This window comes from Shewanella sp. 433, from assembly GCF_059338565.1.
The window spans coordinates 598,867-625,615 of the sequence record NZ_CM181703.1 but is presented as its reverse complement, the minus strand read 5'-3'; the positions used below and the strand labels follow the sequence as shown (position 1 = coordinate 625,615).

At 48.5% G+C, this 26,749-nt stretch carries 27 protein-coding genes; 9 read left to right on the top strand and 18 right to left on the bottom strand.

Translation table 11 applies throughout. The annotated features are described in order from the left end of the window. Nucleotides 1–241: 241 nt before the first annotated feature. From exaC to AC5YB1_RS02930, 3 genes are all read left to right on the top strand, one after another. Nucleotides 242–1,762 (top strand): acetaldehyde dehydrogenase ExaC, encoded by a 1,521-nt coding sequence (gene exaC / locus AC5YB1_RS02940; protein WP_494520653.1) that lies wholly within the window; start codon nucleotides 242–244, stop codon nucleotides 1,760–1,762. 226 nt (nucleotides 1,763–1,988) lie between these two features. Continuing rightward, complete coding sequence (locus tag AC5YB1_RS02935; protein WP_494520652.1) at nucleotides 1,989–3,542, top strand: YjjI family glycine radical enzyme; 1,554 nt, start codon at nucleotides 1,989–1,991, stop codon at nucleotides 3,540–3,542. A 36-nt stretch (nucleotides 3,543–3,578) separates the two neighbouring features. After that, a complete protein-coding gene (locus tag AC5YB1_RS02930; RefSeq protein WP_494520651.1) occupies nucleotides 3,579–4,469 on the top strand; it encodes a YjjW family glycine radical enzyme activase in 891 nt (296 codons plus the stop codon). 1,068 nt (nucleotides 4,470–5,537) lie between these two features. On the opposite strand, the gene AC5YB1_RS02925 is transcribed toward AC5YB1_RS02930, so the two are convergent. The 4 genes from AC5YB1_RS02925 to AC5YB1_RS02910 all read right to left on the bottom strand — a co-directional run bounded on the left by AC5YB1_RS02925 (nucleotide 5,538) and on the right by AC5YB1_RS02910 (nucleotide 9,248). Continuing rightward, nucleotides 5,538–6,068 (bottom strand): hypothetical protein, encoded by a 531-nt coding sequence (locus tag AC5YB1_RS02925; protein ID WP_494520650.1) that lies wholly within the window; start codon nucleotides 6,066–6,068, stop codon nucleotides 5,538–5,540. A gap of 868 nt (nucleotides 6,069–6,936) precedes the next feature. Then, nucleotides 6,937–7,530 (bottom strand): cysteine dioxygenase family protein, encoded by a 594-nt coding sequence (locus AC5YB1_RS02920; protein ID WP_494520649.1) that lies wholly within the window; start codon nucleotides 7,528–7,530, stop codon nucleotides 6,937–6,939. A gap of 199 nt (nucleotides 7,531–7,729) precedes the next feature. Next, nucleotides 7,730–8,113 (bottom strand): hypothetical protein, encoded by a 384-nt coding sequence (locus AC5YB1_RS02915; protein WP_494520648.1) that lies wholly within the window; start codon nucleotides 8,111–8,113, stop codon nucleotides 7,730–7,732. 202 nt (nucleotides 8,114–8,315) lie between these two features. Then, complete coding sequence (locus AC5YB1_RS02910) at nucleotides 8,316–9,248, bottom strand: LysR family transcriptional regulator (protein WP_475517057.1); 933 nt, start codon at nucleotides 9,246–9,248, stop codon at nucleotides 8,316–8,318. A gap of 158 nt (nucleotides 9,249–9,406) precedes the next feature. Between AC5YB1_RS02910 and trmL the strand changes: the two genes are divergently transcribed. Then, nucleotides 9,407–9,871 (top strand): tRNA (uridine(34)/cytosine(34)/5-carboxymethylaminomethyluridine(34)-2'-O)-methyltransferase TrmL, encoded by a 465-nt coding sequence (trmL, locus tag AC5YB1_RS02905; RefSeq protein WP_110458271.1) that lies wholly within the window; start codon nucleotides 9,407–9,409, stop codon nucleotides 9,869–9,871. 112 nt (nucleotides 9,872–9,983) lie between these two features. Here the strand turns inward: trmL and AC5YB1_RS02900 are convergent, their stop codons facing one another. The 6 genes from AC5YB1_RS02900 to AC5YB1_RS02875 all read right to left on the bottom strand — a co-directional run bounded on the left by AC5YB1_RS02900 (nucleotide 9,984) and on the right by AC5YB1_RS02875 (nucleotide 16,582). Continuing rightward, the gene (locus AC5YB1_RS02900; RefSeq protein WP_494520647.1) at nucleotides 9,984–11,429 is read right to left on the bottom strand and encodes a M16 family metallopeptidase; all 1,446 of its coding nucleotides are present in this window, start codon (nucleotides 11,427–11,429) and stop codon (nucleotides 9,984–9,986) included. After that, nucleotides 11,426–12,757: a M16 family metallopeptidase gene (locus tag AC5YB1_RS02895; protein WP_494520646.1), complete on the bottom strand. Its 1,332-nt coding sequence runs from the start codon at nucleotides 12,755–12,757 to the stop codon at nucleotides 11,426–11,428. The genes AC5YB1_RS02900 and AC5YB1_RS02895 overlap by 4 nt, the downstream gene beginning before the upstream one ends. Nucleotides 12,758–13,060: 303 nt before the next feature. After that, a complete protein-coding gene (locus tag AC5YB1_RS02890; RefSeq protein WP_494520645.1) occupies nucleotides 13,061–13,702 on the bottom strand; it encodes a class I SAM-dependent methyltransferase in 642 nt (213 codons plus the stop codon). Nucleotides 13,703–13,765: 63 nt separating this feature from the next. Beyond that, nucleotides 13,766–14,116 (bottom strand): hypothetical protein, encoded by a 351-nt coding sequence (locus AC5YB1_RS02885; RefSeq protein WP_494520644.1) that lies wholly within the window; start codon nucleotides 14,114–14,116, stop codon nucleotides 13,766–13,768. Between the two features lie 474 nt (nucleotides 14,117–14,590). Then, on the bottom strand, nucleotides 14,591–15,193 hold the full coding sequence (locus tag AC5YB1_RS02880) for a tRNA-uridine aminocarboxypropyltransferase (protein WP_494520643.1): 603 nt from the start codon (nucleotides 15,191–15,193) through the stop codon (nucleotides 14,591–14,593). 186 nt (nucleotides 15,194–15,379) lie between these two features. Beyond that, nucleotides 15,380–16,582, bottom strand: a complete 1,203-nt coding sequence (locus tag AC5YB1_RS02875) for a multidrug effflux MFS transporter (protein WP_494520642.1) — start codon at nucleotides 16,580–16,582, stop codon at nucleotides 15,380–15,382. A 119-nt stretch (nucleotides 16,583–16,701) separates the two neighbouring features. Between AC5YB1_RS02875 and AC5YB1_RS02870 the strand changes: the two genes are divergently transcribed. Together AC5YB1_RS02870 and AC5YB1_RS02865 are read left to right on the top strand one after the other, a co-directional pair. Further along, on the top strand, nucleotides 16,702–17,697 hold the full coding sequence (locus AC5YB1_RS02870; RefSeq protein WP_475515605.1) for a LysR substrate-binding domain-containing protein: 996 nt from the start codon (nucleotides 16,702–16,704) through the stop codon (nucleotides 17,695–17,697). Between the two features lie 129 nt (nucleotides 17,698–17,826). Further along, nucleotides 17,827–18,165, top strand: a complete 339-nt coding sequence (locus AC5YB1_RS02865) for a hypothetical protein (RefSeq protein ID WP_494520641.1) — start codon at nucleotides 17,827–17,829, stop codon at nucleotides 18,163–18,165. A gap of 58 nt (nucleotides 18,166–18,223) precedes the next feature. On the opposite strand, the gene AC5YB1_RS02860 is transcribed toward AC5YB1_RS02865, so the two are convergent. Next, complete coding sequence (locus tag AC5YB1_RS02860; RefSeq protein WP_494520640.1) at nucleotides 18,224–19,648, bottom strand: DUF4145 domain-containing protein; 1,425 nt, start codon at nucleotides 19,646–19,648, stop codon at nucleotides 18,224–18,226. 59 nt (nucleotides 19,649–19,707) lie between these two features. After that, the gene (locus tag AC5YB1_RS02855) at nucleotides 19,708–20,421 is read right to left on the bottom strand and encodes a hypothetical protein (RefSeq protein ID WP_475515602.1); all 714 of its coding nucleotides are present in this window, start codon (nucleotides 20,419–20,421) and stop codon (nucleotides 19,708–19,710) included. A gap of 164 nt (nucleotides 20,422–20,585) precedes the next feature. Between AC5YB1_RS02855 and AC5YB1_RS02850 the strand changes: the two genes are divergently transcribed. Beyond that, on the top strand, nucleotides 20,586–21,104 hold the full coding sequence (locus AC5YB1_RS02850) for a DUF2780 domain-containing protein (RefSeq protein ID WP_494521568.1): 519 nt from the start codon (nucleotides 20,586–20,588) through the stop codon (nucleotides 21,102–21,104). Nucleotides 21,105–21,201: 97 nt separating this feature from the next. Then, complete coding sequence (locus AC5YB1_RS02845) at nucleotides 21,202–21,657, top strand: tellurite resistance TerB family protein (protein ID WP_494521567.1); 456 nt, start codon at nucleotides 21,202–21,204, stop codon at nucleotides 21,655–21,657. Nucleotides 21,658–21,737: 80 nt separating this feature from the next. Here AC5YB1_RS02845 and yjeH read toward each other — a convergent pair whose 3' ends face one another. Continuing rightward, the gene (gene yjeH / locus AC5YB1_RS02840; RefSeq protein ID WP_494520639.1) at nucleotides 21,738–23,003 is read right to left on the bottom strand and encodes an L-methionine/branched-chain amino acid transporter; all 1,266 of its coding nucleotides are present in this window, start codon (nucleotides 23,001–23,003) and stop codon (nucleotides 21,738–21,740) included. A 157-nt stretch (nucleotides 23,004–23,160) separates the two neighbouring features. Here yjeH and AC5YB1_RS02835 point away from each other — a divergent pair, with 157 nt between their 5' ends. Next, nucleotides 23,161–23,592, top strand: coding sequence for an Lrp/AsnC family transcriptional regulator (locus AC5YB1_RS02835; protein ID WP_475515600.1), 432 nt, complete (start codon nucleotides 23,161–23,163; stop codon nucleotides 23,590–23,592). 66 nt (nucleotides 23,593–23,658) lie between these two features. Here AC5YB1_RS02835 and AC5YB1_RS02830 read toward each other — a convergent pair whose 3' ends face one another. From AC5YB1_RS02830 to AC5YB1_RS02810, 5 genes are all read right to left on the bottom strand, one after another. Further along, nucleotides 23,659–23,952 carry a cytochrome c3 family protein gene (locus AC5YB1_RS02830; RefSeq protein ID WP_475515599.1) on the bottom strand — a complete coding sequence of 98 codons (294 nt, stop codon included), beginning with the start codon at nucleotides 23,950–23,952 and terminating at the stop codon, nucleotides 23,659–23,661. 16 nt (nucleotides 23,953–23,968) lie between these two features. Continuing rightward, the gene (nrfD, locus tag AC5YB1_RS02825; protein WP_494520638.1) at nucleotides 23,969–24,910 is read right to left on the bottom strand and encodes a cytochrome c nitrite reductase subunit NrfD; all 942 of its coding nucleotides are present in this window, start codon (nucleotides 24,908–24,910) and stop codon (nucleotides 23,969–23,971) included. Next, complete coding sequence (locus AC5YB1_RS02820; protein ID WP_494520637.1) at nucleotides 24,907–25,584, bottom strand: 4Fe-4S dicluster domain-containing protein; 678 nt, start codon at nucleotides 25,582–25,584, stop codon at nucleotides 24,907–24,909. The genes nrfD and AC5YB1_RS02820 overlap by 4 nt, the downstream gene beginning before the upstream one ends. Further along, nucleotides 25,571–26,062 (bottom strand): cytochrome c3 family protein, encoded by a 492-nt coding sequence (locus AC5YB1_RS02815; RefSeq protein WP_494520636.1) that lies wholly within the window; start codon nucleotides 26,060–26,062, stop codon nucleotides 25,571–25,573. Before AC5YB1_RS02815 ends, AC5YB1_RS02820 begins: the two co-directional genes overlap by 14 nt. 83 nt (nucleotides 26,063–26,145) lie before the next feature. Then, nucleotides 26,146–26,646, bottom strand: a complete 501-nt coding sequence (locus AC5YB1_RS02810) for a DUF2726 domain-containing protein (RefSeq protein WP_494520635.1) — start codon at nucleotides 26,644–26,646, stop codon at nucleotides 26,146–26,148. Nucleotides 26,647–26,749: the final 103 nt, after the last annotated feature.

Sequence of the window (26,749 nt, the reverse complement as noted above, 5' to 3'; positions counted from 1 at the left end):
TGTTACCAAACAATCAACACAACTCCTGCCAGTTTGGCGCGCACCTTGTAACGTGCTCTATGTAATAGACCAAATGCAGTAGGGCACATCAGCAGGTCAGTGACACACAAGCGACAGGCAAGTACCTGCTTAACCCTATTTTATCGAGCGATAAGTCAGTCGCTCACTATACCAACCGCGCACAAGATGGCGGCACGAAATAAGACTCGAATCAATACTCAAATCAATACAAGGAAGCAGCATGATTTATACAAAACCGGGTAGCGCCGACTCACTCGTCACCTTCAAAAGTCAGTACGATAACTTTATCGGTGGTAAATGGGTCGCACCTGTAAGCGGTGAATATTTTACTAACAGCTCGCCAGTTGATGGCCAAGCGTTTTGCCAAGTGCCACGTTCAGATGCGAGAGATATTGAATTAGCGCTCGAAGCTGCCCATGCCGCCAAAGACGCCTGGGGTAAGACCTCGGCGACCGAACGCTCAAACGTATTACTGCGCATCGCCGATCGCGTCGAGCAAAATATCGAATACCTTGCGGTAGCCGAAACCTGGGAAAACGGTAAGGCGGTGCGCGAAACCCTAAACGCCGATCTGCCGCTGTTTGTTGATCACTTTCGCTACTTTGCTGGCTGTATTCGCGCCCAAGAAGGCAGCGCGGCCGACATTGATAACAACATGGTGGCCTACCACTTTCCTGAGCCATTAGGTGTGGTCGGACAAATTATTCCTTGGAACTTCCCCCTACTGATGGCCGCATGGAAAATCGCCCCCGCACTCGCCGCCGGTAACTGCATCGTCCTTAAGCCTGCAGAGCAGACACCGGCCTCTATCTTAGTAATGCTTGAGCTGATTGAAGATCTGCTTCCCGCAGGTGTACTTAACGTGGTTAACGGTTTTGGTAAAGAAGCGGGCCAAGCACTCGCTACTAGCTCACGCATTGCAAAATTGGCCTTTACCGGTTCGACCCAAATAGGCCACCACATCTTAAAATGCGCCGCCGAATCCTTAATCCCATCGACTGTTGAACTGGGCGGTAAATCCCCTAACATCTTCTTTGCCGATGTGATGGATCATGAAGATGAATACCTAGATAAGGCGATCGAAGGTATGTTACTGGCCTTCTTTAACCAAGGCGAAGTCTGCACCTGTCCATCGCGGGTATTAGTGGCCGAATCGATTTACGATAAGTTTATCGAGCGGGTTATCGCCCGAGCTAAAACCATCAAGCAGGGCAATCCACTCGACACCGACACCCAAGTGGGCGCACAAGCCTCTAAAGAGCAGTTCGATAAAATTCTGAGCTACATCGACATCGGCCGCAACGAAGGCGCCGAAGTGATCATTGGCGGTGAACTTTGCCAGCTCGGCGGTGAGCAGAGCAATGGTTTTTATGTTAATCCAACCATTCTCAAAGGCACCAATAATATGCGCGTGTTCCAAGAGGAGATCTTTGGCCCGGTTATTTCAATGACCACCTTTAAAGATGAGGCTGAGGCGCTGGCTATCGCCAATGATACGCAGTTTGGCTTAGGCGCCGGCGTATGGACCCGCGATATGAATCGCGCCCAACGTATGGGCCGTGGCATACAGGCTGGCCGTGTATGGATAAACTGCTACCACGCCTACCCAGCCCATGCAGCCTTTGGGGGGTACAAGCAGTCGGGGATCGGTCGTGAAAACCATAAGATGATGTTAGCCCACTATCAAAACACCAAAAACATGTTGGTTAGCTACTCGACCAGCCCATTAGGTTTCTTCTAATCTCACTCAGCCATGGCCAAATCCTTCCGTCTAGGAGGATTTGGCCTGGTTGTTATCAAGCCCTACCTACAAACTCACAGCGCCAATCGAGATCTCACCTTCAATAAAAACTAAGATATCACCCCGCGGATTTCCAGATTGGAAACGCTCTATTAGCGGTTTTTCACTGTTAGCCCAAACGCGAACCACGTAAATTATATCCATATTCTTTTTGTGGATACCTATCATGACCCGACTCAATACACTGGCAAGCATAGTTAGCGACCCTCATCTCTCTCCCAAGCAAAAGTCGAACTATCTGGCCTTAGAGGCTGAAGCGAGTTTGCCCTATGTCGCTGTGTCTGATGCCGTAACCGCGGCCATGCAAGCGGGGATTATTTGCGACATGTTTGAGGGCCACGCGCCCTTTAAACCACGCTATGTGCTGCCCGATTATGCTAAATTTCTGCGCCAAGGCTCCGCCTACTTAGAACTCGCCGCCGCGACAGATTTAGATGAAGCGCTCAACGCGCTGATCATCCTCTATCATCATGTGCCATCGGTCACTAATATGCCTGTGTATCTGGGTCAGCTAGATGAACTACTCATGCCCTACGTTGACGGCGTTGATGAACAAACCTTATATCGCAAGCTGAAAAACGTGTGGATCATGCTCGATCGCACCCTGCCCGACGCCTTTGTGCACGTTAATATCGGCCCAAGCGATAATATCGTTTGCCGCACCCTGCTTAAAATCGATGCCGAGCTTAAACAGGTGGTGCCTAACTTGACCTTTATGTACGACCCGGCCACCACGCCCGATGACCTGCTGTTGATGGCAGCTAGCAATATTTGTGAATGTAATAAGCCACATATCGCCAATTACCCACTGCACGCCAGCGCCTTTGACGCTAAAGGATTCGGCATTGTCAGCTGTTATAACGCGCTGCCACTCGCCGGCGGCGCTAATACCTTGGTCCGGATTAATCTAAAACAGGTGGCCAGTCAGGCAAGTAGCATCGACGCCTTCTTTGAACATACTCTGCCAACCTACTGTGCCCTCGCCTATGAGCTCATCGAAGCACGGGCTACATTCCTCCATCAAGAGTCGCATTTTTTCGACAGCTTCTTGGTAAAAGAGGGGCTTATTGAGCCGTCACGTTTCGCCCCCATGTTTGGTATTTACGGCATGGCCGAGGCGGTGGATATTCTGCTTGGCAATGCGTCCATATCTGCGCAGATGAGCGCCAAACCCAGTAAACATTACGGCCATCACGATAGCGCCAATCAACTGGGCTACCGGATATCGAAAGCCTTAGATAGCATCGTTAAATCGACGCCTGTGACTTACGGTTATAATGACCGCGCCCTACTGCATTCGCAAAGCGGTATCAGCCTCGATGTGGATGTCACCCCTGGCGTGCGTATTCCCTATGGCACCGAGCCCAATCCCGTGGCACATATTCAAGCGTTAGCGCCGCACCATCAATACTACACCTCAGGGATCAGCGATATTCTCACCATAGATGCTACCGTGAAGCAAAACCCCGAGGCCATGCTGCAACTCTGCAAGGGCGCATTCAACTTAGGCTTTCGTGAGTTTAGCGCCAATGTTGCCTCTAACGACTTAATTCGCGTTACCGGCTACATGATAAAACTCTCGGATATCACCGCCTTTAAACAGCAAGGCTCACGCACCAATACCACAGGGCTAGGCGCCGAAGCAGCGCAGAATACCGGCATACTCAAGCGTCAGCCGAGAGTGGCTGCCCTTGAACTCACGCCCAGCTACAGTGAGTAAAGAGCGGTGAATAAAGTAGCTGCAAGTAGAGCTAATGTGGATCGATCATCGGCAAGTCCATTGGCCAATGTCAGCCAGATCTTGCCCTTCTCCTGCGTCGACGGGCCGGGCAGTCGGCTGGTGATCTTTTTGCAGGGGTGTAATTACAGCTGTAAGAACTGTCATAACCCCCACACCATCACGCCCTGCGATCATTGCGGCGACTGTATTCCCGCCTGCCCACAGGCGGCGCTCGCCTTAGATAGCAGCGGCGTGAAACCACGTATTGTGTGGGATAGCGAACGCTGCAACCAGTGTGATGCGTGTTTGTCAGCCTGCAGTAAACAATCTAACCCGAAAACCCAGCAATACAGTGTCGATCAGTTACTGGCGCAGATCCGCATTAACCTCCCCTTTATCAACGGCATCACGATTAGCGGCGGCGAAGCCAGCTTACAGCTGCCATTTGTTATCGCGTTATTTAAGGCGATAAAAGCCAGCCCGCAACTTAGCCACCTCAGCTGTATGCTCGACACCAACGGCAGCCTAAGCCACACAGGTTGGCACAAACTATTGCCCTATCTCGACGGCGCTATGGTCGATTTAAAAGCGTGGCAGCAAGAGACCCACAACTACATCACCGGACGCGATAACCACAGGGTTTTCCAGTCACTGACCCTATTAGCCCAACATAACAAGTTGTACGAAGTGCGCCTACTGCATATTCCCGGCATCAGTGATTTCGACCACGAGATAGCGGCCTTGTCCCACTACCTTAACAAGCTACCCGAGTCGGTGCGCATCAAACTCAACGCCTTTCATCATCACGGCGTTACGGGTGCAGCGAAGAACTGGCCAAACTGCCATGAAGCCGATATCCAGCAGCTAGCCACACAGCTGTCGCAGCGAGGCGTGAAGCATTTGGTTTTGCCCAGTGTGTATTTGTAAGGTGATTGAGCTTATAGCGCCAATCGCCCATCTTTAGTTTTTGAGCGTCAAGCTGACTTTGGTATTTAAAAGGGTATTTGAAACCATGACTTTATGGTTTATCAATTGCCTGCAGCATGCCTTTCGTGCAGGTATTTCGGTGGGGCGCTGCAAGTATATCCCTATACGCTCGACGGTGGCATCCATGCCACCAACCCCCAGCGCCATACCTACACCGACTTATCTATCTCTTCGATTTAGCCGTAATTGGTATCCACAGAACCGTTAAAAGCTAAATTATTTTTGGACAAAAGTATCTTGGCCTTCGAATCAAGGTGTTGGCTTTTTTTGGCTTGTAGCATTTAGTAGAGTTAGTTTTTATTTATTGATGGTAGCGTTAACCTTCATGGCAACCAATTGCCTGCAGCATGCCTTTCGTGCAGGTATTTCGGTGGGGCGCTGCAAGTATATCCCTATAAGCTCGACGGTGGCATCCATGCCACCAACCCCCACCGCCATACCTACACTGAGTTCTTAATCTCTTCGATTTAGCCGTAATTGATATCCACAGAACTGTTAAAAGCTAAATTATTTTTGGACAAAGTATCTTGGCCTTCGAATCAAGGTGTTGGCTTTTTTTGGCTTGTAGCATTTAGTCGAGTTGGTTTTTATTGATTGATGGTAGCGTTAACCTTCATCATTTTGAATTGCTTGCCGCAGGCCTTTAGTGCAGGTGCTTCTGTGACACGGTGAGTGAAGCCCAGCTTCGCGCTAACGAACGAGAGGCATGGATGCCGAACTGGCTTTTAGACATGGACGTTGTTCAAGTACAATCCATGTCACGGAAGGTCACAGCCGCACCTACACCCGAGTTCTTAATCTCTTCGATTTGACCTTACTAGTGTCACTCGGACAATCAAAAGCTAACTTATTTTTGAACAAAGCTTGTTAGGACTAATGTTCTAATTGGTATGTTTCAGATTAATTTTTTTATGGGTTAACGCCCACTTAAGCGGACAAAAATAGTGGGTTAAAATGTGAAGCAAAGCGGAACCTAACCAACTGTTTTTGTTCCGTTTAAAGTGCTTGTTATGTGTTGGGTAGTTTGACAGAGAATTCACTTTCATTATGTACTAATTCTAACGTCATTCTCTTCTCATTAACCACGCTAAGAAAAACATTAATCACGCTTACAAGCTGCAGATAATACAACTCTTTTTTACTTTCTCTGTCTGAAGCAAAGAAGAACCCTACACAAACATGACCATCAGGAAGAAAGGGTGAGAAATGATTACTATGTACAAATTGATTACATAAAACCTCCAAACTAAGTTGCTTTGAACCGCCAGAAAAAAGCTGGTAGTCATTTATGAACTTATTTTGTTTAGGCTTATCTGCTTTAGGATACGTCGTAATTTTCCAGTTAAGACTTATGACGTTATTTGGAAGTAAACCGCTTTCTTTCAATTTACGGATAGCGTAGAAGCCGAGGAAAATGGATTTTTCAACCGAAAATTCAAGCTCGTCATTCCAGTTATTACTTCGATAAAGTTTTTCAAGAGATGTCGCTGATTGTTTCAGCTCAGCTAACCAATACCTTTTCAATCGACTATCAATCATAAAACCTCTTAAACACATAACAGCTTATTGAATAGCAGCTCAACAAACTGCTGTCCAAAATTTAACCTGCAGCAACTATGACACGCTAATACATTGAAATAAAGCGATAAAGTGAACATCGCATCCATAAAAGTTGAATAAGTTCCCCGCAAAACAGAACGAGTTGATGTAGAGGTCTCTACAACAAATTATTAAATCACAACAATTCAACTAATTATAAAATTGCAGGCTGTTTATCGAGCATAAAAAACACGTTTTTCGCTCTGTTTTTAGCGTGCATCGAACATGGCGAACGTTTGTTAGCTTTTGGACTAGCGGCTCACACCAAGTGAAGCTAAATCGAAGAGACAGAATAACCGGTGTAGATACGGCTGAGGGTATCGAAAACAGGGATGTTTTCGTTAAGCGGCCAAGGACGGCGAAAAGCGCCCCGAAGCAGTATCTGCACATTAGCCTGCTGCAAGCAATTAACTCACATTGAAGGTTCGACCTTCAAACACTTTCAATAAATGAAAATACAGCCAGCCGCTACTCAAACAAATGTCATCGTTCTTCATTCCAAGACCAGCACACTTTGGGGCAAAAGTTTCTTAGCTTTTAACTCTGAATTCACACCAAATAAAGTTAAATCGAAGAGACTGAATGACCCAGTGTAGATACGGCTGAGGGCATCGAAAACAGGGACGTTTTCGTTAAGCGGCCAGGACGGCGCACAGCGCCCCGAAGCCGTACCTGCACATAAGGTCGTTCCGTCACATCCCTGTGATCACGACATTCGTATATCCATATGCATCACCGCCGCAGGCAAGTAACAACCATGAAGGTGCGACCTTAAAACACTCTTGCCCAAAAAAGGCACCGCCGAAGTCTACTCGGCTTCATGATCCCATATATTAGGGATGACCTTGCTGGTATACCCAGAAATAAATGGCTTTTTCTGCCCAGAATGGAGGTCATACACATGGCGTTTTACCGCACCGATGTTGCCGCCGTAGACGTGAATGCTGATCGACACACTATCCTTAAGGGCATTTGAAACTTTGTGGATATCGCCAATGCGCGGTGATACGAGATCAACGCCGCCCGTGGGCAAATGATGTGAACCGATTGCACGCAAGCGAGCGGTTGCAGGGTCTAGTTCAAACTCCTCACAGAGCTCGGCGCCGCGCATAACGCCAACCATGCCCCATACGGTATGATCATGCACTGGGGTCGTTTGTCCCGGCGCCCATACAAAACTCACCACAGAAAAACGCTCCAGCGGATCGCAATAGAGCAAATACTGTTGATACCTGTCCATGCTCGGCTGGGCAAACGCTTCGGGCAACCAATCATCATGACGGATAAGTGCTGACAGTAGGTTTTTTCCATCAGCCAAAATACGCACCTCATCGCTGCCGACGTGTTCGATTAAATGGGTAAATGACTGAATAAAATCCCGCAATCTGACACTGTTTTCCATCACGAACTCCCCCCTGATGAGCATGCGAACCAATTAAGCTATCTGGCTGATCACTGTTGAACTATAACGCTTAAAAACAATAGATAACTATAGATATAATCATAACCCTAGCGAGGTCAGCCAGATTAAAAAAAGGAACCCGAGAGTTCCTTTTGTACAAAATCTATATTTAGTCGATAAATTATTAAAATGAAATGTACTACACCGGCTCTTGTTCATCTTTATTAAGATCGATAAGCGCTTGACTATAACTAGTGATTACCCACCTAGCGCCCTTATATATCTGAACATACGTCGTTAACACATTTTCACGCTTTTGAATGATAGTACGACTATCGCCCTCTAGGAAAACGTCCGGTACTTCATTAATGTTCTTGGTGCGTATTGCGCAATTAGTAGAAGTTAACTCTAGAGTGAGTGCTTGGTTTACATCAAAATCAGGGTCAACCTGTAGAATGCTGTCTGTTTGCAAGGTTAACGCATCATCATAGGTTACTTTAAAGACAGTCTTACACTGAGTATTCGCAAACACTGACGAACTGACTAGCAGAGTGAGCAGCGCAGCGATATATTTTTTGTTCATTTACAGTCCTTTGCTTGTTGCATTTATGATTCGACATCGTTACATAATCGTTTTTTTTTACAAAATAAATCAACCATACAGATTACGCTCCTTGATGAAATCAGTCATAAGAACTAGGCTGAATTTTTGGAATTATCTGCTTTAGTGGCAAATAAAAAACCATTAAGCCCAACACCAAAACCTCAAACCCCAACGCCCTCCTTCATTCAAACGCCACTCGACTGCATTCAACTATCTGTTGATAGAGCCAACGCAGCGCGGGATCATTCATGCTCTGACGCTGCCAAACCAGACTATAGGCGACCTTGCCATAATCGAATGGTAGCGCTTTAGTGACTAACCCTTTGGCCTGCAAAGCGGTATTGGCCCAATGACGCGAGCAGGTAAACAGCAGTTCACTGTGATGACACATTAACGCCGCACTGCCAAAGTCGGGCACCACCACAGGGGTCGCCCGCTTGCGTGACTGCTGAGCTAACTGCATCTCAAAGAAGGGAATGTTTAAGTCGGCATCGCTTATTCCCACATGACTAAAATCTAAGTAATCGGCCATGGTAATGGTCTCTTGATGAGCCAATGGATGCGCCGGACTCATTAAACATACCATCTGATCATCAATTAAGGTTTCCCACACCAAGTCTTGCTGGGTGATAGGCGGCTGGCTGCGATCATGGGGCAAAATGATGAAATCCAGTGTTCCCTGCACTAAACCGTCGAAGCCTATTCCCTCCTTGGCGCAGATGGTTAAGCGAATGTTGGGCGCCATCTTCAGCACAGTGGCGGTTAACTTCGCGGCGAGCAGTTCAAAGGTGCTTTCACGCATGGCTAACGAAAAGCAGCCCTCATACAGGGCAGGATTAAACGCCTCTTGGCTGACCATCTGGTTCATATCATTAATGATTTGATGCACACTCGGCCCAAGTCGACGGGCAACAGGCGTGGCAACCAACTTATTACCATTACGGTAAAACAACTCATCATCTAAGCTATTGCGCAGTTGGCTTAAGGTCTTACTCACCGTTGATGGGCTAAGGCACAGCCGACGAGCGCTGTCAGTCACACTCAAGGTGTCCAGCATCACGTGCAACGTGATTAAGTGTTTCATGCTAATACGTGAAAGTTTAGCCAGCTCCATATCTATCTCATCAATTAATGACAGTCCTAGGTAATATAAACCTAAATGCCGACCATGTTGATGGCGATGATGAGATTCACGATCCCACTCACAGTGACGTTTTCCACCATCGACTTTTACCGTATAATCGCCGCTCATCAATCCAAAGGTAGGCCAGCATGTTCCATATCGCCCTTTATGAACCCGAAATCGCCCCTAACACAGGCAACATCATTCGCTTATGTGCTAATAATGGCTGCCAACTGCACTTAATTGAGCCACTTGGATTTGATTTAGAAGAGAAAAAACTGCGCCGCGCGGGTTTAGACTACAGCGACTTAACCCGGGTGACTCGCCACAAAGACTTTGCCAGTTTTCTCGAGGCGATGGCAGGTAAGCGCATAATGGCGTGCACCACAAAAGGCAGCCGTCCACACAGCGAACTGAGTTTTGAGAAAGATGACGTGCTGTTGTTTGGCCCTGAGACCCGCGGTTTACCGATGGAGATCATCGAATCCTTACCGACCACACAACGCCTAAAAATCCCCATGGCAGGCAGCAGTCGCAGCTTAAATCTGTCTAATGCGGTAGCGATCATCAGTTACGAGGCTTGGCGACAAATTGGCTACGAAGGCGCGCTTTAACACTTGAGCGCCTATAAGCAGCGCTAATCGTTAATCATAAAAAAGCCCCTGTAACTTAAGGTTACTGGGGCTGGTTATTTAACAGCAAGGTCTGCACTGCTAGGATGTGGACTTACTGAGTAAATCCAACGGCATCTATTTCAACTTGCTTAACCTCGCCATATTGCGCCGCAACATCGGCAATCTTGCTGGCATTACCAATTAACACATATTGCAGCTTATCCTGCGGAAAGTAGCGACTGATTAAGCGCTGGCTTTCGGCAATGGTCAGGCCATCAACCTTGGCTTGAAACTCGTTAATATAACTGTCGTCGAAACCGTACAAATACATGTCGGACAACAGGGCTGCCAATTGACCGCTGGTCTCAAATTTAGGCGGAAACTGCCCTTTAACGTAGGCTTTGGCCGAGTCTAAGGTGGCCTGATCGATCCCTTTCTGCCACAATCTCGCGTAGGTCTTTAAGGCCAAATCGATGGCATCTTTGGTGGTTTCACTCTTGGTAAAGGTGCTAATTTTAAACACCCCGCCCTGAGAATAAGCGGTAAAACCTGAGCGAGCACCATAGGTTAGGCCGGCGTTAACCCTTAATTCATCATTTAACCATGAGGTAAAGCGACCGCCCAATATGGTATTCACCACTTGTAAGCCAACCAAATCAGGATTATCCCGCGTGACCCCTTTGCCACCGATCAAGAAGGTAGTTTCAATGGCATCGCCCTTATTCACCAGCAAGACGTTACTCTGGTCTAACGCTGGCTGTCCTTGGGCTAAAACGGGCATTTGAATCGCTTCACCATTTTGCCAATCGCTAAACAAGCTGGCTAGCTTGGCTTTCATGACTGCTGGGGAAAAGTCTCCCACTACGGTGATGGCGGCGTTGCGTGGTTGGTAATAGCTTTTATGAAATGCTCTGAGCTGAGAGATAGTAAGCTGCTCCAGCGAGGTGCGCGTCCCAGAAGTGGGATTACCATAAGGGTGCTGACCAAATATTAGCTTATCGAAATAGCGACCAATCACATTGCGTGGGCTCTCTTTCGCTTGCGCTAACGCGGCCATTTCACGCTGACGCAACTTATCAAACTCTTCGGCAGAAAAATCAGGCGTCACCAATAAGTCTCGCACCAATGGCAACATCTTATCGCTATCTTTCGCCATAAAGTCGGCGCCAATATAGGTGCCCTCTTTGCCAGCGCTGGCCCCAATAGACGCCCCGAGGAAATCGACCATCTGTTCAATGTCGGCTTTTGACTGACCATTAGCGCCAAGCAGTAAAGACTGCGCCGTCATCAGCGCCACACCAGAAGTCGTATCGTTAACGGCGCCCGCACGCACCACGGCATTAACGGTAATTAAGGGAACCTCCGTCTGCGGCATTAAATAAACAGTTAAGCCATTGTCGAGTTGATAACGCTCATAAGCGGGCATCTTAAAACTGGCACTGTCAGACACAGGCGTTTGAGTCGTCGTACAACCAGACAAGCCTAGCGTGCTCGCCAGCAGCGCGGTCAGCGCTAATGTCGACAACTTGGCGGGCATTTGGCTAATAAACTGCTTCATTGGTCACTCTCCTCTGTGGCCGCCAATACGGCAACGGTGCGGTTGGCACGACGTAAATAGGTTTGCGCTACACGTTGAATATCATCTGGGGTGACCTTGTTATAGGACTCAGGCGCATTAAATAACTGAGCATAATTGCCAAAATAAAGCTCATAGGTGCCTAGGGTGTTGGCTTTACCATTGATGGTTTCCATCGAACGATAGAAGTCCATCAATTTGATATTTTTAACCTTGTCTAATTCGTGCTGACTAACGCCTTCACGTGCAACGCGGTTAATTTCGCTAATCATGCTTTTTTCGAGTTCCGTGGCGGTGATCCCAGGGTTTGCCACCCCCATAACGTAAAACAAGTTAGGGTCAAAACTCATCGGCATATAGGTTTCGACTTCTATCGCCACTTGTTGCTCTACCAAGCCTTGATAGAGACGCGAGCTATTGCCTGAGGTCAAAATAGAGGACAAGAGATCCAGTGCATAGTAATCGGCGTGGGTCGTGGCGGGCACATGATAGCCCAGCATCACGTTAGGCGTACTGACCGAGGCCTTGTGCACATAGGTGCGGCGCTCGCCTTTTTGCAGCGGCTCCACGGTTTTCACTTCGCGCGGCGGCGCTTGAGCTGGAATTGGCGCAAAGTACTTATTGGCTAAGGCTTTCACTTCATTGAGCTTCACATCGCCCGCAATCACCACCACCGCATTATTAGGTGCATAGTAGGTCTTATGGTATTGCACTAAATCGTCTAGGGTCCAGGCGGCGATATCCGATTCATGGCCTATCACCGACCAACTGTAAGGGTGCGCTCTAAACGCGACACCTTTGAGCTCTTCTTGTATGGTGCGCCAGTTAGAGTTTTCTAGCCCTGTGGTGCGCTCAGAGGTCACCACGCCGCGCTCACTTTCTACCATTTCGGCATTGATATCCAGATGCGCAATGCGATCGGCTTCGAGGTCAAAAATGGTCTCTAGCGCGCTGGCAGGAAACCAGTCGGTATACACAGTGACGTTTTCTGTGGTGTAAGCATTATTGGCTCCCCCCGCGGCTTCCATGGTTCTGTCAAACATCTTAGGACCATATTTTTTTGAGCCGTTAAACATCATATGTTCGAAAAAGTGAGAAATTCCGGTAATGCCGGGGACTTCATTACGCGAGCCGACTTTCCAAAATAGGTACATGTTGGCATTGGGGATAGAAGCATCTTCTAACACCATGATCTTCATGCCATTATCGAGTGTAAAGCTTTGTATATCGTCGACTTGTGTCGCCTGTGCGGCCGTTGCAGTACATAACACTGCTATCGACACCCCCAGCGCGATAATTGTTCGCATCATCAGTGGTTCCCTCTCGTTGCGCAGCTAAAAACATTTAAATGTTACCGAGACACTCAAGATATGAGGATATCGATATTTAGCTGACTATTAAGCGGTGAAACCAGGATTAAGATCAAGTGCCAGAGCGTAAAATCTACATAACTTAATTGTAACGTATTGCTTTTTTGATATTAAAAAATGAGGACGCAAGCCGCGCAATGGCCCTAACAGGCAGCCAAATAGCGCAGCAATAGGCGAGATAAAACCGAGTAAAAAGTTCTTTGCCAGCAGGTAGCATTAGCGCCTGCTGTAACCGCTTAATCCTTAACGGGCACTTTTGGTAAAAAATACCACATCGTTATCAATCACTTCTAGCTGCCACTGCCACTGCTTAGCTATCCACTCAAAGGTGGCAATGCTGTAAAAACGGATATGGGTCAAATCGTTCTTATAGTGCCAGCGGGCAAATTCCTCGGCGCCCAAGACTCGTTTAGTCATGATAGCCAACACCCCATTGGGCTTGAGCAAGGCATCCAATTGCTGCAACAATGCCGCGCTATCGGCAACATGCTCAATCACCTCGGTCATGGTAATAAAGTCATATTGGCGGGCTAACAGCTCAGGATGGTTAAAATAATACAGATCATAATTGGCCATAGTGATGCCAGCATCGTCAGCCATCACACTGATGGTTGGCCCTGGGCCACAACCAAAATCTAACCCTTGCATGGCGGGTGTCAGCCGCGGCAATAGCGGGCTCCATGTACGGCCTAAAAAACGGCGATAGCCCAAATCGTCACTATTATTTTGATGATTATCGTAAAACGCTTTCTCGTCGGCGGCGCTGAGCAAATACTCGTCGGGCACAGTGACCAGTTGGCACACTGAGCAGATAAAATAGGCGCGCTGCTTATCTTGATGAAATGCAGATAACGACGGGCTCTTACATAAAGGACAACAACTCACGGTATTTCCTATTTCAATGATCCACGTTAAGGGTCATTTGCACACTAGGTATGCGAATTCATCCTAAGGTTGCGGGATTTTACGCGTTTTTGCCGCCGCTTCGGCCGCTTCACGTAAATATTTTTGTTCACGGGTTTCGCGCTGATTAAAGTCGGCTTGCGCCTTAGCCCGTTGCTCTGCTTGCCATTCGCCTGCTTCTTGGCGCTGCAATACCTCTTGCTGACGCTGCTCGGTCTCGCTCGCCGCTTGGCGCGCCTTGGCTAATTGATCTTGCTCGGTTTGTCGCGATAGCGCCTCGGTCGTTGCGGTTTTTTCATTTCGGCTAGGGTCATCTTTGGCCACTACGGCGCCACTGCACAGCAAAGCGCAGCCGATGAATATCGATGTGATGCAATGCGGTTTACGAAACATCATTTTTTCCTCAAATCCTATGTGTGATAAACGATGAGTATCAATACTATGTATCCCAGTGTTCACCAAGCGCCCATTTAGCCAAGGATAAATCACTGACTTGCAGTATGGCATGCTGATATTACCTGCTGCTTGCCCGTGATGATAGCGGCTTATTTTTAGGCGTTGAGTATGCGAGAAGAGAGCAAATGTAAATCGAGTCATGGCAACCAGGCCACTTTATAAAGCAAGGGGTGGGCAATACCGGCAATAAAGCCATGCTCGCCGCTTGCTCTAAGGGGATAAATACAGGGCGCAATAAGAAACCGACAGCCGTGTCAGTCACTGCCTCCCTGCATGGACAATGACTGACACAACTATCTCACCACTTGCACACAAGTGATGGCATCATTAAACATCAGTTCCAATCCTGTTATCGTGACCCAGTGCTAAATTGTTAGCGTAGCCACGGCGATAGATCACACATTTTTAGGTCAATTAGTCATTTTGACCATAACGCGCCCTGACAGCCACAGGCATGGCATTGAGACGTTGCTCAACTAATGCCGCCAATGCATCGCTAAGGGGCGACACATCAACATGAGGCGTTACCGCTTTAATGGCCAACGCCGCCGCTTCTAGGGTCGATAAGCTGTCGTCACGCTTCGCTTTTCGAATAGTGTAATGGGAGGGCGAATCCAGCTCCAGATGCAGCGCTGGGTACTGTTGCAACCAAGGGTTGAGCTGCAATAACTTATAGGCTTTACGCCAGGTGCCATCGAGCAGTAACAGCACAGCATCAGGTGCGATATTCTGCTGAGTCATACTTTGGCTATGCTCAGAGGGATAGAGTAAATATATCGGCTTATCCACACTGTCGAGATAGGCCTTAAGCGCGGCAAAATCACTTGGTGTTTCCCCCACCTCGACACGCAGCGGCTGAAGCACGGCTTTCATTAACTTAACGCTATTTTTAGCATGCTTAACTTCGCTGGGATCTTGCAGCACAATCAGCTCGAGCTCAGTCGACATGGGCCTAATATGGGCGCACAGGCAGGCATTTAGCGGGTATTGGCATTGCTCACACAGGGCTCGACTCACAACAGGCTCTATTTCAGTCATCACACAAACGCTAAGTTTACCAAACCCACGCTCAAAACGCGCCTTTAGCAGGTTCTATAATAAAAAAAGCCTGCGCTTTAGGTCACTCAGCGCAGGCAAAAGGGTTAGGTTATCATTATTCGTTATCTGCCCTTGGCTACTTTTGGCGCCACGGACATAGACACATTAGTGGGCGTGCTGCTCTTGATGGCAATTATCGAACCGACTCATCGCCATCATGCCTAGCAGTAAGATCGACAACCCGCCGGTCACCACAATCACCGCATATGGCGCGCTTAAGTCTGTTTGCTGCACCAGTCCAGCGATGACCGAGGCGCCACTCATCTGAATAAAACCTAACATCGCAGCGGCTGTCCCTGCACGTTCACCAAACGCCGAGAGTGCCATGCTGGTAGCTGGGCCCAGTAATAGGGCAAAACCAATACACAACATCATCATGGGTAACATAAAACCAAACGCCGCAGGCAAGCCGGTTTGTGGGCCAACAAACTGCATCGCCAACTCCAATACCGCAGCAGCTAATAACGCCAATAGCGCCAGGATAACGGTGGGGCGATTACCCAAACGGCTGATCACCGCTGGGGCAGCAAAACAGGCAATGATGTTGACCACGGCATTGAGGGCAAACAGACCACTAAAGGTCAACTCTGATACGCCTAAACGCTCGATAAGCCACACCGGGGCATAGGAGACATAACATAAAATTGAGGCCATCCCCGCCATACAAGCCACCGCATAAAACAGAAAATGGGGTTCGCGTAAAATCGGCTTATAACGAGCCCAACGATACAGTGGTCCTGTGGTGACCGTGTTAGCAGGACGAGTTTCTGGCAGGCGATAGCTCATCAGCACCATCATCAATAAGCCATACAAGGTCATAAATAGAAATGTCGAACGCCAACCAAACTGTAAGGCCAGCAAGCCGCCTAAGGTCGGGGCCAACGCTGGGATCACGCAGATAACACCATTAATATAGCTGTAATAACGCGCTCCTTCTTTGGGAGTGAAGCAATCGCGGATCGCACTAAAGACCACAATAGAGGTTGAACAGGCGGCTAACCCTTGTAGCACTCGAGCCAGTTGCAACCAATGAAACTCCATCGCCACCACAGCCATTAAGCTGCTGGCGATATAAAGCAAAATACCGCCCAGCGCCACAGGGCGACGACCGTAGCGGTCGGCTAACGGGCCAATGAGGATCTGCCCCACGCCCATGGCAAATAAAAACAGCACTAAGGTCGATTGCACCTGACTAGCCGACACGGCGAATTCTGCCGCCATGGTTGGCATAGAAGGCAGGTAGATATCGATGGCCAGTGGGCTAAGCACCACCATCATCATTAAAATAGGTAACAAATTACGACGCATGAGCTTTCTTTAATCTCTGTAAGTTAATCGGAAATATGCAAGCCGAGCATTTTAAGCGAGTGATGTTATGAATAGAAATGGTATAATTTCAAAAGCTAATTTCCTTTAAGGAATATCTTATGAATCTCGACAATTTGGCCCGTATCGATCTTAACTTATTGGTGATGCTGCAAGTCTTGCTCGAAGAGCGCAGTGTTACCCGCGCCGCTAATCGGTTACATGTGAGTCAGTCGGCCTTGAGTAAGAGCTTAAATCGCTTACGAGATGCCTTAGGCGATCCACTGTTTATTCGTACCGCTCACGGTTTAAAACCCACCGCCCATGCGATGCACCTAGGTCAGCAACTGCCCACTATGTTGCAAGGCCTTTATCAACTGACTCAGCCACCCAATTTTGAGCCCGCTAGCAGTAATCGACAATTTTCCTTCGCCATGGTCGAAAGCGCCTACGAAACCCTGATCCCCTATTTTATCGGCCCGCTGCTCAATAATGCGCCCAACTTACGGCTCGACTCCTACCTCTGGCTGGAAAAATCGCTGCCGGCATTGCAACAAGGGCAGATAGATTTTGGCATTACTGGCCGCGACCTTAATCCGCAATCGGATCTGATTATCGACCGCCTCCCCGAAGGTATCGCCTATCAAACCCTGTTTAAAGATCATCAGGTTTGCCTTGTACGCCAAGGACATCCGATTCTCGCACTGGTCAACAGTAACGCCTGGAGCTTGGCCGTCTATCTAGAGATGTCGCATGTGCAGGTGCGCTGTGAGGGCAATGAGTGGTGGGCTCTCGACTACTTTTTAGCTAAAAAAGGCCATCGTCGCCACCTAAGTACCACAGTGCCGGACTTTTATGGTGCCGCCAGCGTTTGTGCCCATAGCGACCTTATTTTTACCCTACCATCGAGCTTTGCCAGTCACGCCCAGAAACTCTATCCCTTGGTGGAATTACCCCTACCTGTGGCATTTTCTCCTTTAGCCTATGTCTTACTTTGGCATGAGCGTAATAATGAGGAGCCGGGACACAAATGGATACGAGAAACCATCTGTAAGAGTGTGGCGCAGGCGTTTAATCAAGCCAATGAGGATAATTCAGCAACGGTTAAGCCTGATTAGTTTATCATCAGTTTTTTAGCGAGCAAGCCAACATACCGATGTGTGGCTGACACTAAGATTAAGCTAATTTAACGTGATCTCTGCCGCCTAAGTGGGCAGAATCAAGCCACAGCAAATTCAGGAGAAACTATGATTTATCATCAATTTCAGCAAACACCTTTGCAACATAGGTTCACTGGAATCAAAGGGTGGTTGGCATTTGCTATCGGTTTAGTGGTGATGACATTGGTCTTGCTAGCGCTGCCCTTTATCATCTTAATCGCGGCGGTGAGCTTGGTGTTGCTCAGCGTATTTGGTCGCTTGTTTTTAAAGCGCCAACTGGCTAAGTTTCGCCAGTATTCGCCAGCACAAGATGAGATGCCTCATCAGGCTCAGCGCCGCCATACCCAAGCGGAATACTTCGAGCAACAGGCGCCATTTACCACGCCGCGCCAAGGCCGCACCTTCGACCACAACCCCAACGAGTAAGCTTGTATTAGCTGAGGCCATTGGCCTCAGCTAGATTATATAGGGCAAGCAAACCCGCTTAAATCGGTTCAGCTAACAACTCTTTCGCCCGCTCTAGCGCCGAGACCTCGGCCTGATTATCCGTTACCGCCAACACATTGTCGATTTGCGCCACCAATGAGCGCCATAACGGCGCGATCACCGCTAGTTCCTGTTCATTAGCACGGGCGCGCGCCATATTAAGCAGTGCCGCCGATCCCACGACATCGATACGCCCTAAAACACCATCGGCTAAGGCGATACTCAGTTCAATCATGGCCGGGACACTGTGGCCATATTTAACCACTTGGCGCAGATAACGCTCGGCCACACTGTAATCGTCACCCAGAGCATTATCGCTGTTGAGCATCTGCTGTGCTCGATTCAACATGGCGTCGAGCTGACCTTGCTCGGCCGCTTCGGCCATCCAATGCTGACTGGCTAATGCGTCGGGCTCACACCCCTCGCCTCGGGCCAACATCAAGGCTAAATGATACTGCGCATGGGGGAAACCTGCGTTAGCAGCAGTCGAAATGTAATGATAGGCTTGGCTATAATCGCCTTGCTGATAATAGAGTACCCCAAGATTGGCCATCGCTTCCGACTGCTCCAGCGCCGCAGCCGCCTGCAGGTAGTGCAAGGCATCGCTATGGCTGACCTCAATATGCTCGCCCCCCACCAAGTAAAAATAACCTAACAAAGCCATGGCATTGGCGACACCCGCTTTGGCAGCGCCGATGATCGCGGTTTCGCCAGCGCTGGCATCTGGCTCGCCGTTATAACCGTGCAGCAGGCTAACCCCATGTTCATACAAGGCCTCGGGGTGGTGAGGCGCCGCTTGGGCAAACCAATAGGCGGCTTGCTTAAAGCTGTCGGTACTGCGTTGATGCTGGACCTTGGGCTCATCATCTTGCTCGGCTAGTGCTTGCTCTTGCTCACGCTGCATCAGCGCGCGAGTTTTTAACGACATGCCCACCAAATACTGGGCCTGATGGTCATTTTCCATGATCGCCCGATAACATAAGTCGCGACCAGCAATCGAATCAAATGGTTCAAATTGATACTCAGGGGCTGGCCGTTGGTGCACTATAGGAAACAGCTCAACCACCAGCTTGAGTAAACGCTCAATTGAGCGCTGCGCCAACTCTTGCAGCGCCTCGGCGGTTAGGTGATATTTTTCTGGATGAGCACCTCGATTACCATCACCACGCAGCCGATGCAGGCTTCGAGTGATGCGCACATTGATCACCCGCTGCCGATTCAAGGTCTCAATATGATCATAGAGATTAGGGCTATCAAAAATAATCTGCTGCGACTGCGCTAACTGATCGGTCAATTTGTGAGTAAAGCTGCGGATATGCAGCAAGGCTTGAGTAGGTACATCACGTACGTAGCTCTTGGCGATACGATAATCTTCGCCAAGCACTTGAGAAAATTCGCTCACGAGTTCGATATCGGTCAGCACGGCATACACTCCGTAAAACTTACAAAAAAGGGCCTATCAGGCCCTTATATAAACACTCGCTACACGTGCTCATCGACGCTAGGACGCGACACCATGTATAAGCGAAACAGCGCAACGTTAACAAATAACCCAATAAATGCCACGCTCACCTCGACCACCAACATCAGCGGAAAGCCTACTGCTGAGGCGAGTTGCGACAAGGTGCCACCCAGCAGAGACAAGGGAATATACAGCATTAATACCAGTAACGTTTTAAAGGCGATAGCAGAGCTAAACTTGAAACTGCCTTTAATCGCCTCAAGCGGCGTTAATCGCTCAACCACCACCATGAAGTTAACATAGGCGAGGCGCGCAAATACATAGATGCTCAAGGTCAAGCCGATTAGCCATAAGGGACCAAAGGCGGCAAACAACATCACCGGGGCTAAAATCAGTAATCCTGACATCACACCCGCCAGCAATAATCCCGGCACAAAGTTTAAACTGGTTTTTAAAATCAGGGCATTAGATGGCTCATGGCCATTGGATCTCACTTCCATAAACAGGGTTAACGATGCAATCAACACCGAAAACACCAATAGCAACACCATCATAGCGACCATATGAGACGCACCAAACTGTGGGTTCTCTAAATCGGCACTGTTGATCTCCATTCCCAGCCATAATTGAATACTCACCTGAATAAACAAAATAGGCACGGTTAAAATAGCTAACTGACTAATATGATTGCGAAAGAAGTTATATGCTTCGGTCAAAATCGCTGATAATGACATAGGTCGTTCCAATAGATAATGATAAACCAACTAATTAGGTCGCACAGGATACCGAAATTTCCTATCTAATGCACAACTGATGTCTAAAAATAGCGACGAAATCTTGGCCGACTTAGGCTAATATTAGCGCCACATTAAATTGATTTACCAAAGGATGGTAAGTGATGAAGCTCTTCAAGGTTATACCGTTACTGCTCAGTACCCTCGCTTTCAACGCCCCGGTTCACGCTGGCTGGCTCGATAATTTAAGCAACAAAACCGAACCCCAAGTAACGGCGCCACAGACGCAAAATAACGATCTGGTTGGCACTGTCATGTTGCAGCTCGGGCTCAACCAAAACCAAGCAGAAGGCGGCCTTGGCAGCCTGCTCTCCTTAGCGAAATCCACTTTAGGTAACGACAGTTTTGCGCCGATTGCCGCGGCGATCCCGGGCGCAGATATGTTACTTGGCGCCGCACCTCAAACCGATAGCGGCTCGGGCATGTCGGGCTTATTATCACAGGCTGGCGATCTGGGGGCCTCGCTGCAAGGTGGCGCGCAGGTTTATGATGCCTTTGAAAAGTTAGGTATTTCTAAGCAGCTGGCCATGCCGATGGTAGATATTATTAAAGGTTATTTAGACACCAATGCCGGCGCTGGTACCAGCGACCTGCTGCTACAAGGACTGGGTGCAATCCTGTAGCCAGTGACTCCACGCCCACATCCAGCTTTGCTGTTATAGTGAACTCTTGCCTCTTATCGGGCTCTAACCGATATCGAGGCAGTAAAAGAGAATCATGATGATAGCAAAGCTAAAACAGTTGCTCGCTTCTGAGCGCCAAGCGGTATCGCCGCAAGAAAAAGCCAAACATCTTAACCTTGCAGCAGTGAGTTTACTGCTAGAGGTGGTCTATGCCGATGCCACTCTGAGCGACGAAGAGCTACGCTTGCTGCCTAGCCTGCTGACCACCACACTGTCGTTAGCGCCGGGCGAGGTTGATGAGCTGATTACAACGGCGAAGGCGAATCATCAAGATGCCACCTCACTGTATGAGTTCACCGCCGAGATCAACCAGCAGTTCGACTTAGCGGAAAAACAGCAGCTGATCTTAGCCATGTGGAAATTGGCCTATGCCGATGGCCACCTGTGCCGTTATGAAGATCAGATAGTACGCCGCACAGCAGATCTGCTGCACCTCAAACACAGCGAGCTCATCCAGATGCGCAATGCGGCGATAAACCAGCTGCCGCAATAAGCATTGGTAACATGTGCTTGAGATAACCTTGCGGTGACTCGGTAACCCCCATTGATTTAATCGCCCTTAGCTTAAATAACCTATGGCTTATTTAAGCTAAGGGCTAACTTACGTGCCAGATGGCTTTTTTGCCACCACAATAGAGGCGCCACCAGCAATACTAAGCCTGTGGCATACCACATGTTATTGCCCAGTGCCTGCATCATCAGCAAACAAAACAGTATCCCCATCATTGCCAGTGGCAGGTAACGCTTACTCAGCAGTTTGACCGCTGCCATCATAGAAACCAGATAGATAATCACAAATACGCCGTTGGTCCAGGCAATCAGGTGTTCCAGCTCTTGCCCCGAAAGGTAGGTAAGGACAATCACTAGCGCCATGGTCAGCAATACCGCTATCAGTGCGCGCACTGGCACTCTATGGGTATTTAACTGCATAAAATAACGTGGTAATACCCCTTCACAGCTAAAGCTCCAGATCAACCTAGACACACTGGCGGTATACACATTAACGGTCGACAACCCACCGGCAATACCTAGTATGCCAATCACTTGTGCGCCATAGCCTCCCAGTAATTGATCAAATGCTGCTACCATCGCAAGGCCATCAGTGGGCGGCGCAAACAGTAACAATGCCGTACACGCCACATAGACTAAGCCAACCAAGACGGTACCGATAATCATCGCCGCCATCATGTCTTTCTTAGGATCTTTAAAATCATTGGCTAGGTGGGTCATGGCTTCGATACCCAAAAAACTCCAAAACGCGATACCGGCGGCCGCCATCACTAAGCTCATATCGCCACCCGCTTGATGGGCTGCCAATTCAAATTCGCCAAGGTGACTGCCACCGGCGCCAAACATCACCACCACCACGGTCACAATGGCCAGCGTTAGTGCAAACTGCAACTTAGCCGAGACTTGGATCCCCCTAAGGTTCAAGACCAAAAGCAACAAGAGTAACCCCAACTCAGTAAACACTTGCTGCCAGCCAGACAGGGCCACCAATTCATTAACGAACTGAAATGTCATTAACACCGCCGCTGGTGCCCCTAAAGGGATCACCAACAAAAAGATCAAGCCTATGGTGCGCCCAGCGGTGCGGCCAAACGCCTTTTCAATAAAGTAAGCTGGCCCCGCCGCATGAGGAAAGACGCCGGCTAATCGGCCAAAGACCAGCGACACCGGAATAATGGCTAAGGTCAGTAATATCCACGCCAATATAGCGCCCGTGCCCGCGGTATCAATCGTCATCTGCGGTAAAATAAATACCCCGGTACCCAGCAAAGTGGTGGCCATTAAACCTGCCCCCTGCCAACGCCCTATGCTGCCTTGAATATGAGTCATCTTGTTATCTGTAAAGGTGGTTAATGGCCATTAGTATAGACTTGTGTGACGCAACAAACTGTCATAGCATTGCGTCGATGTTCCTATGGCGACCGCCATTTTGACGTCATTTTGCCTTTTGACCGACAAATCGTCGCCGCCGCATAAGAGACACTCGATGGATAAATTTGATAAAGCAATCATCAGCGCATTACGCCAAGATGCACGCCAGAGCGTGTCACATATTGCCGACAAAGTCAGCCTGTCGCGCAGCGCCGTATCTGAACGGATTAAAAAACTGGAACAAAGCGGCATTATTCGCGGTTATCAGGTGCTGCTCAGTGAGTCACAAAAAGAGGGGGTGTCGGCTTATTTTGAGATCCAGCATCAATGTCGTCAGAGTGCCGATGTGGTGCATGTGTTTCAGTCGATACCCGAAGTGGTCACATGCCGCGGGATCACCGGCGACATGGATCTGCTGGTGTATGTGCAGGCCAGTTCGATGAAACGCTTACATGAAATTCGCGAACATATCGATGCCCAAAACAACATCATTAAAATTAAAACCCACGTGGTGATGAGTGAGTGGATAGACAACCGCGCGCAATAAATAGTTGGGGCAACCCCACTAGTCAATCACCGAGTGGCGAGCGACTAATGGGACCGATAAGCCTTATCAGTGATGGCAGCGCATGCAGCTGTCAGTGACTGGCGTAGAGGCATGTACCTTATGACAATCGCTGCACATCATCAAATAGGAATGTGACTGATGATAAGGGCCATCAAGGGTATCGACACTGCCGTGACATTCAATACAGGCGCGGTTTTCAACCTCATTGTTAATCGATGGCTCGCCATTTTCATGGCACGTTTCACAATCGCCATTAAGCATATGAGTATCGACCACCGATTGCGCCTGTACCATTAAGGCGAGACACAGCAGTAGCGCTCCTAATCCCAATTTGTACATCGCAGCTCTCCAACGGCTAGGCCACTGTCATTTGACCGGTGTAAAGAATGAAGTTGCGCAGCAATAATACGCCCATCAAACTACACATGGCCGTAACCGCTACATAAGAAAACTTACGCTTAGCCGAGGCTTTCATAAAGAGGTTAAAGGCCAGCGGCAGACTCAAGCCTACAAACACAATTCCACCCCAGAATACCCAGCCCCAGAAGCCTTCGCCTATCGCCCTAAAGGCGGCTAACTTGCTGGCTCCGCCACTCAATATCAATCCGACAAAGAAGGTAAAAATCAATACCATTTCCACCAAAATAATCGGGATCTCTATATTGTGGATAAAGTGCACCTCTTTGCCATCTGGACTCCCCTTCATCAGCACGCCACCGAGCAGTGTGCCTGCCGCACCAGAGGAGAGACCAGAGAACAGAAACAGCAAGGGCAATACCGGATTATTGAGCATGGGATAGGTCGTTAACGCCGACAGTAAGAAGCCGGTATACGCCCCCAGTGCCACCGCCGAAATTGCCAAGATACCGGTAATGCTGGCTTCGGCACTCACCAGCCACTTTAATAGGCGTTGCACACGTGGCCAGCGCTGCTCACAAAACGCGAGCAAGGGTTTTTTAAACACACATGCCAGCCAGGCAAATAGCATGGCTTGGTAAAACATCAACACCGCCACCCCAACCGACATCACTGAGGTGGGGTTGTAAAACACCAATATCTTCCAAAAATCAAACGGCTTGGTGAGATCGATCACCAAAATACCCAATCCGGCAAACACACTGAGTGGCGCGATAATACACGCTGCCTGCACGAAAGGAGACCGATAGGCATCATCACCTAAGCGGAACTGTTTTAGCAAAATGGCAAAAAACACCGCGCCGGCAGACACCCCAGCTAAAAACAGGTAGATCGCAATCGGCCAATGCCACACTAGGCCGTCAAAATGGAATGGACTCATAACCTTACCTCGCCGTCTTGTGAGCCAATACGAAACAACTTAGGACGCGTCCCAAGTTCGGTCTTAGTGCGATAGTTAGGCGTATGCTTTAACACCTGCACCACTTGTGAATCGGGGTCTTGCAGATCGCCAAAAGTCAGCGCTTGGGTCGGACAGGCACTAACACAGGCTGGCAATTTGCCCTCTTTTAAGCGCGTCTCCTTACAAAAATCACACTTATCGGCCGCCTTAGTGACAGGGTTGATAAAACGCACTTGATAGGGGCAAGCCGCGATACAGTACTGGCAGCCAACGCATTTCCACGCATCGACACTGACAATGCCCGTCGCCTCATCTTTATACGCGGCGCCTGTGGGGCACACCTTAACGCAAGGGGTGTCTTCACAGTGTTGGCAAGAGTGACGGGTAAATTTAAAATATTGCTCTGGGTACTCGCCATAGGGGCCTTTACGTTCAATGCGCAGCCGTGTTACCCCTTCGGGAACATCATTAACCTCGCGGCACGCCACACTGCAAGCATCGCAGCCAATGCATTTAGTTTCGTCATGGATTAAGGCATATTTTTTAGTCGCCTGTTGCGCCTCACCTAATGGGCCCTGCGCCAGGGTGTAACCAGAAGCACCCACCACTAAGGCGCAAGCGGATTTCAAAAACAAACGTCTAGAGTTTTTCATCATCACTCTCCTTAGGGGTAACACCATGACACTTGCCACATAAGGCGCTACGCTCTTCAGTCGCTAGGGCCATCATAGGATCGGAGTCGCTGTGAAGCTGATGGCAGTTGGCACAGCTAACCTTGTTTGAATGCACTGCATGGGTCCAATCGGCTTGATAGAGGACATCGTGATCATGGCATTGCGAGCAACTGTCCACTTGTGTAGTCACTTTACTGCTCGATTCGGCATTGAAACCGATAATCAATGACGGTTGACGAGGATGTTTCCCCTTTTCGCCATGGCAACTCTGGCAGGTTAGTGCCAACGCATCATTACCATGCACACCTGCCATTAAACCGTTACGCTTATGGCACTTAACACATTTATCTTGATTGATTTGCAGACGGTTCACTTCGGCTTTCACTGGCGCAATATTCAGCAATAAGAGAGCTGATATCGACACCGCGCAAAACGCTGTTTTGCTGAATATGGACATAATGAGTCCTCACGAGATGAGAGTGATAATTGAATTAACAACTGAAAAATACGTGCTGAAGCGTTGCCTCAGCACGCTACACGCTATGCAGCCATCGACAACGAGCGGGTTAATAAGGCTTCATCGCAGGGCACATTAGTGTCTAGGTGAAGTACTTTGATGCCCACTTCGGCTAGCGAGTGATCAATAAACGCGTTTCTCTCGGGAGAGTTATGCTCAGGATCGGTAATAACTAACTTAACCGCTGACGATTCTGGGTCCACTAATACATAATCTAAATGGCAGGCTCTTAAATATTCATGTGCCTGCTCATCCTTATTATTATCAATGTCCAAAATACTGTCTAAACAGGTACCATAAAGCACACTGTATTTATTTTTAAATGCACCGCTTAGTTTAGATAGAAAAACTTGAGCCTTAGCACTTACCTTACTTCCTTTAAACTTAAAAGCTTTACCCTCAGATTTGCCCTCAGATTTAAAAAATTTAATACAGGTCATTGCAAATGTAACTAATACAAATGGCACGACCACGAATAAAACAAAATAAACAAAGGCATAACTAAAAACAACTGAAGCATTCATAATTATCTCCAACATTCTAACAGTTATTATTTTTAACGCATGGCCATTATTTATAAACAAGAAAATCTAAACCTTGACCTGGATCACACAAGAAAAACTAACA

What these genes read in the sequence shown, in the direction of transcription:
- exaC (WP_494520653.1), top strand. Translation starts at nt 242, where the DNA reads ATGATTTATACAAAACCGGGTAGCGCCGACTCACTCGTCACCTTCAAA.
- AC5YB1_RS02935 (WP_494520652.1), top strand. Translation starts at nt 1,989, where the DNA reads ATGACCCGACTCAATACACTGGCAAGCATAGTTAGCGACCCTCATCTC.
- AC5YB1_RS02925 (WP_494520650.1), bottom strand. Translation starts at nt 6,068, where the DNA reads ATGATTGATAGTCGATTGAAAAGGTATTGGTTAGCTGAGCTGAAACAA.
- AC5YB1_RS02920 (WP_494520649.1), bottom strand. Translation starts at nt 7,530, where the DNA reads ATGGAAAACAGTGTCAGATTGCGGGATTTTATTCAGTCATTTACCCAT.
- AC5YB1_RS02915 (WP_494520648.1), bottom strand. Translation starts at nt 8,113, where the DNA reads ATGAACAAAAAATATATCGCTGCGCTGCTCACTCTGCTAGTCAGTTCG.
- AC5YB1_RS02910 (WP_475517057.1), bottom strand. Translation starts at nt 9,248, where the DNA reads ATGGAGCTGGCTAAACTTTCACGTATTAGCATGAAACACTTAATCACG.
- trmL (WP_110458271.1), top strand. Translation starts at nt 9,407, where the DNA reads ATGTTCCATATCGCCCTTTATGAACCCGAAATCGCCCCTAACACAGGC.
- AC5YB1_RS02900 (WP_494520647.1), bottom strand. Translation starts at nt 11,429, where the DNA reads ATGAAGCAGTTTATTAGCCAAATGCCCGCCAAGTTGTCGACATTAGCG.
- AC5YB1_RS02895 (WP_494520646.1), bottom strand. Translation starts at nt 12,757, where the DNA reads ATGATGCGAACAATTATCGCGCTGGGGGTGTCGATAGCAGTGTTATGT.
- AC5YB1_RS02885 (WP_494520644.1), bottom strand. Translation starts at nt 14,116, where the DNA reads ATGATGTTTCGTAAACCGCATTGCATCACATCGATATTCATCGGCTGC.
- AC5YB1_RS02875 (WP_494520642.1), bottom strand. Translation starts at nt 16,582, where the DNA reads ATGCGTCGTAATTTGTTACCTATTTTAATGATGATGGTGGTGCTTAGC.
- AC5YB1_RS02870 (WP_475515605.1), top strand. Translation starts at nt 16,702, where the DNA reads ATGAATCTCGACAATTTGGCCCGTATCGATCTTAACTTATTGGTGATG.
- AC5YB1_RS02865 (WP_494520641.1), top strand. Translation starts at nt 17,827, where the DNA reads ATGATTTATCATCAATTTCAGCAAACACCTTTGCAACATAGGTTCACT.
- AC5YB1_RS02855 (WP_475515602.1), bottom strand. Translation starts at nt 20,421, where the DNA reads ATGTCATTATCAGCGATTTTGACCGAAGCATATAACTTCTTTCGCAAT.
- AC5YB1_RS02850 (WP_494521568.1), top strand. Translation starts at nt 20,586, where the DNA reads ATGAAGCTCTTCAAGGTTATACCGTTACTGCTCAGTACCCTCGCTTTC.
- AC5YB1_RS02845 (WP_494521567.1), top strand. Translation starts at nt 21,202, where the DNA reads ATGATAGCAAAGCTAAAACAGTTGCTCGCTTCTGAGCGCCAAGCGGTA.
- yjeH (WP_494520639.1), bottom strand. Translation starts at nt 23,003, where the DNA reads ATGACTCATATTCAAGGCAGCATAGGGCGTTGGCAGGGGGCAGGTTTA.
- AC5YB1_RS02835 (WP_475515600.1), top strand. Translation starts at nt 23,161, where the DNA reads ATGGATAAATTTGATAAAGCAATCATCAGCGCATTACGCCAAGATGCA.
- AC5YB1_RS02830 (WP_475515599.1), bottom strand. Translation starts at nt 23,952, where the DNA reads ATGTACAAATTGGGATTAGGAGCGCTACTGCTGTGTCTCGCCTTAATG.
- nrfD (WP_494520638.1), bottom strand. Translation starts at nt 24,910, where the DNA reads ATGAGTCCATTCCATTTTGACGGCCTAGTGTGGCATTGGCCGATTGCG.
- AC5YB1_RS02820 (WP_494520637.1), bottom strand. Translation starts at nt 25,584, where the DNA reads ATGAAAAACTCTAGACGTTTGTTTTTGAAATCCGCTTGCGCCTTAGTG.
- AC5YB1_RS02815 (WP_494520636.1), bottom strand. Translation starts at nt 26,062, where the DNA reads ATGTCCATATTCAGCAAAACAGCGTTTTGCGCGGTGTCGATATCAGCT.
- AC5YB1_RS02810 (WP_494520635.1), bottom strand. Translation starts at nt 26,646, where the DNA reads ATGAATGCTTCAGTTGTTTTTAGTTATGCCTTTGTTTATTTTGTTTTA.